This is a genomic window from Psychromonas sp., from assembly GCF_041586535.1.
Classification (GTDB): domain Bacteria; phylum Pseudomonadota; class Gammaproteobacteria; order Enterobacterales; family Psychromonadaceae; genus Psychromonas.
In genome coordinates this window covers 1-10,505 of sequence record NZ_JBFGZY010000138.1, presented here as the reverse complement: position 1 = coordinate 10,505, position 10,505 = coordinate 1, and the positions used below count along the sequence as shown (strand labels likewise).

Sequence of the window (10,505 nt, the reverse complement as noted above, 5' to 3'; positions counted from 1 at the left end):
TCCATATCTTCTGCTGAGATACGCTTTGTTTGGTCATATTTTTTTGCTGTGTAACGAATGTTCAGATCTTTAATTATTTGCTGTGACACATTTTTCTCCGAATTTAGTAAATATAGCCTTCGCTATTGTATTCTCTGTTTGCCCTGCAAACGCAGCGGCATGGTAAACTTTTCATAACGGACAATGTCCGAGTGTTTTTTTCCGGTCTTCGACAGTTCCATTCAGCAGAAAAAAGCGCTACGGGTAGCGGATAATCTCTGCGTTACAATGCTTGATGATTTACATGCCGCTAGACTTTGTAAAAAGTGAGCTATAAAGCTGTTGAAAACATTATATTTACTTTTCTGGTAATGATAATCCCTTGTTACGCTTAATCAGTCTTTAGATTTTGTTAATAATGGCGGAACAGAATTTGCACCAATTTGATTGAAACTGTAAGGCATATTTTCCGGCACCGTTCTTTTATCCTTGGTTATTCTTCTGTGTCTGGATTGCTGTTTTGGGGGCGCCTCTTCGCTTATACCTGACAAATTTCTCTATCATAAGAGGCAGGGTATAGCTGAGTATGGTGAGGTTAGCCACAGCACTTATCAGGCGGAGCAATTCGTGATGATATCTTACCAGGTCAGCTGATGAGCATGATGGTTCAAAGAACTGCGCTACAGCAGAAAAACCGATTGGTAAAACATGCCGATCAATTGCTGTTTTTTGGAATGCCAGCAGCAGAAAGATCCTCAGTTAATGATAAAAAAGACAACACTGAAATACTGCATAACCGTCCAATTAGCAGATAGCAAGAAACTAAGGCGTTGTCATTTCAGATAGGGACAGTGCAAACGCCAGCTCGGTTTAAACCCAATGCAGACAAAGTGCAGGGATGTAGGCGGATGATTAGGGGCTGTTGACCTTTCGCGGTTAATTTTTGTTCGAGATAAAAGCATGTTAATCGCGACGCGAGGTGTGTAGCTTAGTCATTCTAAGTAAATAACCTCAACTCTGGATAGTGGGCATTATAATAGATGAAGTTCTCTTTTTTGGCTCAGGTAGCGCTCAATGCCGGGATTTTTGTTCCTATCAAGGCAAGTTTGTGAAGTAGTGGCCGGCTATTACAAGCAAACTTAACGCAGAGAGGGGCGAAAAGAGCGGTGTTGAGGGATGTCGCTTATCCAGAGTTGAGGTTAAATACCTCGCAACAAAGAGTAAAACGCTTTTAGGCGAACCCTACGGGCAGCGCTTGTTGGCCCTTTCTACTGCGTTATCGCCTGTTTATGTAGAATAACTACACTACGCAGGCTCTGCCTTGTATAAAGAACCAACAAACTGCTGCAAAACAATCTCGAAAGGTCAGCAGATCCTAAAAAGTAACATGTAATTGATATCAAACAGCGAGGTTTAGTTTTGTTAATAATGCATTAAACTTTTTATCAAGTGGCGCATGAATCTCTATTTTTTCCCCCGTTAGCGGATGAATAAAGGCAAGATAGGCTGCGTGCAGCAACAAGCGGTGATTGGCAAACTCCTCCCTGAACATCTTATTGTGCTTACCATCCCCATGTGTTGTATCGCCGATAATTGGATGATGCAGATGTTTTAAATGGCGGCGCAGTTGATGCCTTCTGCCCGTTTTCGGCCGTAATTCCACCAGCGAATAACGGGATTGCGGATATGGGCGTACCGCAATCGGTAATTCACAATGTGCAAGCCCTTGGTAATATGTCTCTGCTGGTTGCGCTTCACAATCTAGATTAGCTTGTTTATCGGCAATTCTGTCCAGCTTCTTTTTTAACGGATAATTGAGTTTACCTGAGCCGATATGTCCCCTTACCACAGCTAAATAGCGTTTTTCAGTTTTTTGCTGGGCAAACTGCTCCATCAAATCGGTGGCATAGGTTTTATCCAATAAAAACAATAAAACGCCTGATGTAGCCCTATCCAGTCGGTGTGCAGGATAAACATGCTGACCGATTTGATCACGTAGCTTCTGCACCGCAAACTCTGTTGCGTGACTATCTAGCCAACTACGATGTACCAATAAGCCTGAAGGTTTATTAATTGCAATAAGCTGCTGATCGCGATAAATAATTTCAAGCTCCGGTGTTATATTGTCAATTACCAAATCCTGGCCCTCTGATAATTCATTATTCTCAGACATCAAATCCTCATTTATTAAAAGCTCAAGCGAAATATGATCTAAGCCTGGCATTTTAACAGTTTTATCATTTTACCGTAAAACTTCGTTCTTTAGGGCGGGGATATAAGGCAAGGTTTGTTTCCGCGTACTATACTTAAAAAAATACCCTAGGGTATGCGGAGTTTGAAGTCTGTCGAGTACGCATCTGATCTAAAACGTCATGGCTTTTTTATGGTATGACTCAGCACGATAGAATGGTATTGCTTAAAATGCAGGGCAAACAATAATTCACCACAGAGAATATCGCTAAGACAGAGAAAAATTTAACTGCTTATATCTTATGTTTCTCGGTGTGCGCTCAGCGTTTCTGGAAATAAACTCAAACCAACTCCGTTATTTTTAGTTTTCACTTGCAAAACGGGGCGTACCATACATTTCTCCCAGTAAGCTTAATGGCAGCTTGTCCTACAAAGCTGACGTTAAAATGTTCAATTTAAAGTTACAGAGGAGGACCTCGAGTAGGGTGATGCTTTTGCCTTATCCCTTTCACAGAACCCTACGGAGCTGGTGACTTTTTCCAATGACTGGAAAATTATATATTAAATACTAATGCGCCAACTTTCTTTGCTCTCCATTACAATTGGCTGTAATAATTGAAGGCGGTTAGGATTTACTAAAGATGGCTACATTCTGTCTTTATATAAAATTAATTTTTTTACAATGCTCGCATCGGTACTTTAATTTTTTTCTATGGGTAATATTTTTCTCTACCCAGTTTCTTTGAGTCCGCCATATTGGCAACTCTTTCTGGCAATATTTACATTTACGCACTTGATAACCTCTATAATTTTGCAGTGTATTTTATTTAACATTTCAAAAAGATCAACAGAAAGTTGATCTGGATCAAGGGTCTTGGGTTCGTGTTGGGGTATGTAGCCTAAATGATCTAAGTATAGATAATTATCATTCCCAAACTGAATTTTTATCCAGCGGCCATCTTTGATACAATCTCACGATTGTTTTTAAAGGAGGGTTATATGAAATTGCTGTATTGGTTAGATGAGTGGTTAACCCACTCACATGCACAGCAACAAGCGCAACTGCCGATGTCCGGCAGTGATTTACTTGACGATGTCTTTGTAAAGTATGAGTTTGTTGATTTGAATAAACCGCTATTATTCACTTTTTCACCCGCCGGTACCAATCTGCAGGAACAGGATCTCCATGCCGATTTTGCCCCTTGGGGTTACCATTTGGCGCAAAAACAGCAAGTGAACATTATCTCCTTTCAGCACCTGGGAAAAAGTAATTGGTTCCGCAGCCGCAATCTAATCTTCTTTCTCGAACAATTATCCACTTTGCTTGAGCCCTTCACCTGTCGCTTGGGTTACGGGTTGAGTCGCGGCGGCTTTGCTATTGGTGCCTTTGCAGACTTGCTGCAGCTTGATCAGGTGTTGTTGTTCCATCCTGTCAGCACCAAAAACCGCCAGCTTGCGCCCTGGGATAACAGATCCAGCACTGAGTTGGCACAGCAGTTTGACTGGTCTGGGGATTATCACGATCTCTGCTTGGGTAAAGCCAAGGGGTATATTATTTACGATCCCACCAATAGCATTGACCGCCTGCACGCCAAACGCTATCCCGAGCTGACGCACCTGCGGGTGTTTGGTATGGGCCACGGTACACACGCCACTTACCTGAACAAATTTGGCTTTTACAAGCAGGTAGCCGTGGACTTTATCCGTCACCAGCAAATTGATATCGTCCAGTTTCGCCAGCAAACTAAGGCACTACGCTTTAAAGAGGATTATTATAAAAAACTCAATAAAGCCAATGCCAGCTCTGAGCATCGTCTGGGACTGCTGAGTAAGGCTCACAATATTCTTATCGATGAGAAAGAGGTCCATGTGCAGGAGCACCAGGAACAAATCGATGTGCAGCCCCTTATCGACATTGCCCTCAAACATCAGGACGAGCATCCACAGGATGCCATTCAATTGTTGGAAATGGCCCAGCAATTGTCACCTGACGACCCTCTGGTAGAGCACAAACTCAAGCAGTTGATCTAGACCTGAACCGCAAAACGCCCCGTTTTGAAAGGGGCGTTGTTGTTATTTTTTGTTGTGATCTTAATTGACAAGGAATGACTGGGCGATTAAGTAACCAAATAAGAGAAGCAGGTCTTTCTTTTTGCTTTTTTTAATAATCAGTATCTGTTCTAGACACACTAATGACTTCATTACAGAAAAAGCCTATGCGAGACCACTACGGGGCTGTCCCATACCCGTTGTTTATGACAGTAACCTCTGCTGCTATGCCCAAGCGCAATACCTCGAACTCTCCCGGGTTGCGATTTTCGCTTACAATTTTTCCCGATCCCTGCAAAACATTGCCCGAGAGGATCCTTCCATCGATCATAACAGTGTTATTGCTGACCGTAATATTGTTTCCTGAACTCCTTATCGTCCTGTCATTGACCGTGATAGTTGTCTCGCTGAACGCAGACGGATTCAGTAGTGCACATAGAAAAACGACAATAGGAATTCTCATTTGCTTCTCCTTGCTTGCTAGAGCGCCTAAAAATCGCTCATTCTGCGTTGCGTCAGCTCGACAGAGATCTCTATTCCTTCGCTAACACGCCTTGCCTGAGCGATTTTCAGTCAGCTCTGGCGTTCGTTTTTTTAAACTATATGGTGCTCTAGGACAGTGTATTAATCGTTACTTTCACCAATACACATTGGCGGTATGCTTGCTCAGTAAAACTTAGAGCATAGCAATCATTAAAAACAGTTAGGCACTTAATATGTGTCGATTTTTAAGGTGGGGAAGCCATGCATGTGCATTTCTTTTATGGGACATTTCAGTTGTTTTTCACTTTTCCCGAAACCGGGCACAAACATTTTCTACGCCAGTAAGCTCTGATAATTTTTTTCATATCAGAGCTTACTGGCGTTGCTAATCTAAGGTTCATTATAGCGGGCTTGTTGGGAATGTTGTAAAACCATATTCTGCTCTGTCATGCTGAAGCATCAGTGATCGCTGAATATTCCAGCTCGAGTGTGCGGCTGTTGGGCAGTACGGGTTGCGATCCTTCGTAACAGAAGGATCATTTTCGATAAGCATAGGGATAAGAGCTTTGAACTTTAGATGTTCAATTATCAGTAATGCTTTTCGCCAAGCATTGCTGTCTTTTTGGTGAATTAATCAGGGAAATTATTATTGTGTTTTCTCGGCCAGAATCTTTTCGATAACGGCAACAAGTTTTTTATTTTTTGCTGAATCAAGTGCGTCAGGATGGGGGGCGGTGAAGCGTCCGCTATCGTTATCGAAATACTTACCTGAAGCAGTGGCAAACTCATCGGAAAGTGCGGCACGACAAAGAATATCTGCACCGATGCGCAGATCACCACCGGCAACGCCGTAGGCCTCTTTGACCATTTTACTTCCCAGAAAGGATGCCGGGTTGACCGCGATAATTGCCGGGCCTTTGTTGTTAAGTAAAGCCGCCAGATCCTTGGACCACATGGTTAAAGCTAACTTGCTTTGTGCGTATATAGAACTGTCTGAAGCGTCTGCGTTCGGACTAACCAGGGCATTCGGATCGACCGGAGATTGTGCCGCAGAAGAGAGGTTAACCACACGCCCGGAAGTATCAAACAGAGGCAGCAAACGTTGGGTCAGCAGATAGGGTGCAACAGTATTGACCACAAAGCGGATATCCAGACCATCTTTAGTGGTTACCTGAGGTACTTTATATACACCTGCATTATTGATCAGCACGTCGAGTTTTTTATGCTTCGCCATCACGGCTGCCGCAAGCGCCTCGACATCTGCAAGATGGGAAAGATCAGACAGATAACTTTCTACCATGCCATTCCCGGGGAGTCCGGAGAGTATCTTTTGCACTTCGGCAAGTTTTGTTGGATTACGGCCATGAATCAGCAGGTGGTGACCCTGGGCCATAAGCATCTTTGCAGTTTCCAGACCGATGCCATCGGTCGAACCGGTAATAAGAATTATTTTTTGCATGGTTTATTATCTCCGTTAACTTGAACATTATAAGCAGCATAACAAGCTTATTATCGCTTGATAATCAGGCAAACTACAAAAACAGTTTTAAAAAAATATTAATAAAAGCAGCTTTTATCTTTTATCTTTTATATTTTAATTAACAATTTTTCTGCTTATTTTCATCCGGTAAACGCCATGATTTAAACAGATTATTAAGAAAGTATTAAAACTGATTCTTTATAATGACGAATTATCATCTGCTGTAGGGGGAATATACTTAGCCTATCAATCAAAACAAGCAGAGGTTATTTCTTATGAAAGCAATGGTAATTCGTGAATTTGGTGGTGCAGAGGTGTTTGAGTCAGCAGAGCTTGCCAAGCCTGAAGTTAAAGCAGGTAATGTGTTGGTGCGCGTAGCGGCAACCAGTGTTAATACTATTGACATGATGATTCGTGAGATGGGTGAGGCGTTGCCTTTTGCGCCTAAGCTTCCGGGTGTTCTGGGCATGGATTTCGCAGGTACTGTCGCAGCTGTTGGTGAAGGGGTAACTGAATTTGTGGTAGGTGATGAGGTTTACGGCTGTGCGGGTGGACTGGGGGAGCTCCAGGGCGCGCTCGCCGAATATATTCCGGCTGATGCAAGACTTATCGCACATAAGCCGAAGAATCTGTCTATGAGAGAGGCTGCAGCGATTCCTCTGGTTGGTATTACTGCCTATGAAGGGCTGATGCGCGCCGGAATCAGCTCGGGGCAGAAAGTATTAGTGCATGGTGGCGCGGGTGGTGTGGGGCATATCGCTGTACAGCTAGCGCGTCATTTCGGAGCTGAGGTTTTTGCTACCGGCGCGCAGGGTAAGCAGGCTGAGCTGATTCAGAAGCTGGGGGCAACCGCGATTGACTTCAAGGCAGAGTCAGTTGCCGATTACGTGGCTAACTATACTCAGGGCAATGGTTTTGATCTGGTGTTTGATTCGGTAGGCGGCGCTAACCTGAACAACTCTATTGAGGCCGCAAAATTAAACGGCCAGATTGCCACTACGCTGGCGCTGCTTGAGCTGGATCTGAGCATGGTGCATATGAAAGGTCTGTCTCTGCACGTCGTATTTATGCTGCTTCCGATGATTCATAATATCGGCCGTGAAGCGCATGGCAAGATCCTCCGTGAACTGGCCAATATTGCCGAAGCGGGCGCATTAACACCTGTGCTGGACAGCAAGCGCTTTGCCCTTGCTGAAGCGGCGCAGGCGCATACTCATCTGGCCAGCGGTCAGGCTATCGGTAAAGTGGTTGTTGAGGTTGAATAAATACCTTTAATAGTACAACAGCTTTATGGCTCACCTCTCCGGTGAGCCTTTTTTATTTTAAGCACTGGCACGTTTCCAGAGCAGAAAGTAACCGGAACAGATCTATGTTAAGCGTCTCTCCCATCCTCAGACAAGTCATCAGCAGGACTCTTCCTCTTACGCTTGGGCTGTTTGCTATTATGCTGGTGCAGCTGGTTGATTCTATATTTATCGCCATGCTCGGGGTCGATGAACTGGCGGTTCACGGAATGACGTTACCCTTCCAAACCGTCCTGATAGGGATCCAGGTTGGCATCGGCATCGCTGCAACCTCTATTATTGCTCAGGCTGGCGGTTCGCAACAGACTGACAAGTCCGCTACCACTGCGACTATTGCGGTGGTTTTCGGGTTCTTTTTTATCTCATTGCTTTGTCTGCTGCTATCGGGCGCAAGTGAACAAATCTTTACCGTCTTCGTTTCTAACGAGGTAACCACGCAGAAGTTTGAACTGCTTTTGCATATTTTTAACCGCTACTGGCCGGTTTGGCTGCTTAGCTCAGTGAGCGTTGCAGCCCTTTATCTTGTCACTTGTGTTTATCGAGCCAACGGTGATACAAAAACAACGGGCAGTATGTTTGTCGCTGCAAGTATTATCAACCTGATCCTGGATCCTATTTTAATATTCTCTTTTGAGATGGGTGTCGAAGGTGCCGCAATCGCCTCAACTATCGGTTATGCCAGCTGCGCCCTGTATATGCTTTTTAAGGCTAAAGATAAACACTGGTTTAAGCCTGCTTATTGTAACCCTGCAACCTTAAGCTACTTTTCTGAGCTTATAAGAGTGGCCATTCCAACAACAATAAATCAGATTTTGCCCGCGACAAGTGCTTTTGTCACTATGATGCTTATCGCGCGAATGGGAACCGAAGCTATCGCTTTCTGGAGCCTGTTGTCGCGTATTGAAAGTTTTCTTCTGGTGGTTAGCCTTGCGCTTACAATGTCTGTTTCACCTATGATAGGTCACTACCTTGGGGCGAATGAACGGGATAAAATCAGCGAGTTACTGATAACTACGGCAAAGTTTTTATTACTGTTTCATATTGCTATTGCACTTTTGATGACCATAGGATCAGGTATCCTTATCGCGGTATTTAGCAAGGATGGGAATATCCAGCGTTGGCTTGAGGCTGCTTTGTGGATTATGCCATTCAGCTACGCTCCGCTTGGATTATGTATGGTTGTCGTTTCTGCTTTTAATGCACTAAGAGTGCCTCAAAGAGCACTGCTGGTGTCATTGATCCGGTTATTTGTGTTGTATATACCTGCTATCTGGATCGGAGCAAGCAGTAACAGTATTTTCAATACTATCATTGCCGCAGCCATTGCCAATCTATTAGCGGGTGTTTTTGCATGGTTTAAGCTTCAGGAATATATCAGGTTGCGGGCTCCCTGCAGTCAGGATGTTGTAGTAAACTAATTAAAATTTATCGCTAATTGGCAGTAACATATGAATATTGAACACCTAAGGTTGTTTGTCAGACTCGCTTCCACACATAATATCAGTCAGGCAGGTCAGGAGCTGGGCTTGTCGCCGCCCGTAGCGAGTATGCATATCAGCCGGCTTGAAGAAGATCTTGGTGCGCGTTTGGTCCATCGCACCACCCGTAAAGTCTCTCTTACCGAAGAGGGCATGGCATTTCTTCCTCATGCCGAGGAGATTTTGCTTACCGTGGATGCCGGGCGCGCATCCGTTGGCTCTGGAAATCTGCAGCCGCAGGGGACGTTGAGAATAACCGCTCCGGCTTCCTTTGGACGTATCCATCTTATGCCCGCACTAAAGGGTTTTTTAGCTCTGTATCCGGATCTTTCCCTGGATATACGCTTAACCGATTCTATTGTTGATTTGGTTGAAGGCGGGTTTGATGTGGCGGTCAGGAACGCTGCACTGCAGGATTCCACCCTGATTGCGAAAAAGCTGGCAGTGGACAAGCGGATAATGTGTGCTTCACCTGAATACCTGTGCAAATACGGCAAGCCGGTCAAACCGGAAGAACTGCGCGATCACTTATGTATAAAGCGCACTGGGTTGGAAGGCTGGACCTTTGCAACAAAAGATGGGCCGTTGAATATAAAAGTGAAAGGAAATATTCGCGTGGATCTTGGCGAAGCCGTGCGTGATGCCTGCGCCAATGGACTGGGTATCGCTATGTGTGCCACCTGGATAGCTTACGAGCATCTGCAAAGGGGAGAGCTTGTGCAGATCCTCGAGGATTACCCGTTAGTTGATGAGGCTGCAATCTGGGCTGTTTATCCCAGCTCAAGACTGGTTGCGCCTAAAGTCCGCGCGTTTCTTGACTATTTTGCTCAGTATTACGGTACACCCCCTTATTGGGATCTGGGTATTGAAGCTTAACCTTTTCCTGCATCGCTTGTTACGGGTTAAAGCGAGGTCAAATGAAACCTTGTCCAGCAAACCAATAAAATGAATGCGAAAAATAGCCAAACCAGTGTCACAGTTGTCAGTGTCCAGAGTAGATTAAGTTTATAGCTAAAATAGTAAACAGCCACTAAATAGGCTGCATACGGGATAAGAGAATAAAGACCAAATAAAGCCGTTAATCTCAAATCTTCCATTGTGCGCTGTGAGCCGACAATATAATGGGCTATCAAAGCAAAGGTTGGAAATAAAGGCACTAAGCCTGAAATAAAAAAACTTTTACTCTTTGAAGGCAACGCTATTGGCAAAACAGCCGCAGCACCAAGCAAACATTTTATCAGATTAGACCGTAAAACTCCGCTGCTTTAGCTCGGGGATATAAGGTCTTGAGCACGAAGTGCTCATGTTGCTTGCAGAATTAATAACACTGGTTATAATAGGCGCTGTTCCATTTAAGTGTTGGTATTAACTCTACTCATAGTAGTATCCAATCTTATAGGAGGAATGTGATGGATAAAGTAACTTTCACCGCTTTCCAACACTGTATTGATGCTCTCTCTTATACAGAATTAAAGCGCTTAAATCATCAAATCGAAACTCTTCTTTCTAAAGACGAAGTCGGCCAAGTTTTGGCTAAACGTG

General features: G+C 44.2%; 8 protein-coding genes. 4 read left to right on the top strand and 4 right to left on the bottom strand.

Going from position 1 to position 10,505, the window contains the following annotated elements; genetic code table 11:
- Positions 1-1,378 precede the first annotated feature (1,378 nt).
- Positions 1,379-2,152, bottom strand: coding sequence for a tRNA pseudouridine(65) synthase TruC (gene truC / locus ABZA00_RS14165; protein WP_372882811.1), 774 nt, complete (start codon positions 2,150-2,152; stop codon positions 1,379-1,381).
- Between the two features lie 1,016 nt (positions 2,153-3,168).
- On the opposite strand from truC, the gene ABZA00_RS14160 reads away from it, so the two are divergent.
- Positions 3,169-4,200, top strand: coding sequence for a cytosolic protein (locus ABZA00_RS14160; protein ID WP_372882810.1), 1,032 nt, complete (start codon positions 3,169-3,171; stop codon positions 4,198-4,200).
- A gap of 196 nt (positions 4,201-4,396) precedes the next feature.
- Here ABZA00_RS14160 and ABZA00_RS14155 read toward each other — a convergent pair whose 3' ends face one another.
- Together ABZA00_RS14155 and ABZA00_RS14150 are read right to left on the bottom strand one after the other, a co-directional pair.
- Positions 4,397-4,681, bottom strand: coding sequence for a hypothetical protein (locus ABZA00_RS14155; protein ID WP_372882809.1), 285 nt, complete (start codon positions 4,679-4,681; stop codon positions 4,397-4,399).
- 666 nt (positions 4,682-5,347) lie between these two features.
- Complete coding sequence (locus ABZA00_RS14150; RefSeq protein ID WP_372882808.1) at positions 5,348-6,160, bottom strand: SDR family NAD(P)-dependent oxidoreductase; 813 nt, start codon at positions 6,158-6,160, stop codon at positions 5,348-5,350.
- 296 nt (positions 6,161-6,456) lie between these two features.
- Here ABZA00_RS14150 and ABZA00_RS14145 point away from each other — a divergent pair, with 296 nt between their 5' ends.
- The 3 genes from ABZA00_RS14145 (at position 6,457) to ABZA00_RS14135 (ending at position 9,839) form a co-directional block, all read left to right on the top strand.
- Entirely contained in the window at positions 6,457-7,446 is a 990-nt protein-coding gene (locus ABZA00_RS14145) for a zinc-dependent alcohol dehydrogenase family protein (RefSeq protein ID WP_372882807.1), read from the top strand.
- Between the two features lie 104 nt (positions 7,447-7,550).
- The gene (locus tag ABZA00_RS14140; RefSeq protein WP_372882806.1) at positions 7,551-8,903 is read left to right on the top strand and encodes an MATE family efflux transporter; all 1,353 of its coding nucleotides are present in this window, start codon (positions 7,551-7,553) and stop codon (positions 8,901-8,903) included.
- Positions 8,904-8,933: 30 nt separating this feature from the next.
- Positions 8,934-9,839 (top strand): LysR family transcriptional regulator, encoded by a 906-nt coding sequence (locus tag ABZA00_RS14135; protein WP_372882805.1) that lies wholly within the window; start codon positions 8,934-8,936, stop codon positions 9,837-9,839.
- A gap of 26 nt (positions 9,840-9,865) precedes the next feature.
- Here ABZA00_RS14135 and ABZA00_RS14130 read toward each other — a convergent pair whose 3' ends face one another.
- The gene (locus ABZA00_RS14130) at positions 9,866-10,192 is read right to left on the bottom strand and encodes a GlpM family protein (protein WP_372882804.1); all 327 of its coding nucleotides are present in this window, start codon (positions 10,190-10,192) and stop codon (positions 9,866-9,868) included.
- Between the last annotated feature and the right edge of the window lie 313 nt (positions 10,193-10,505).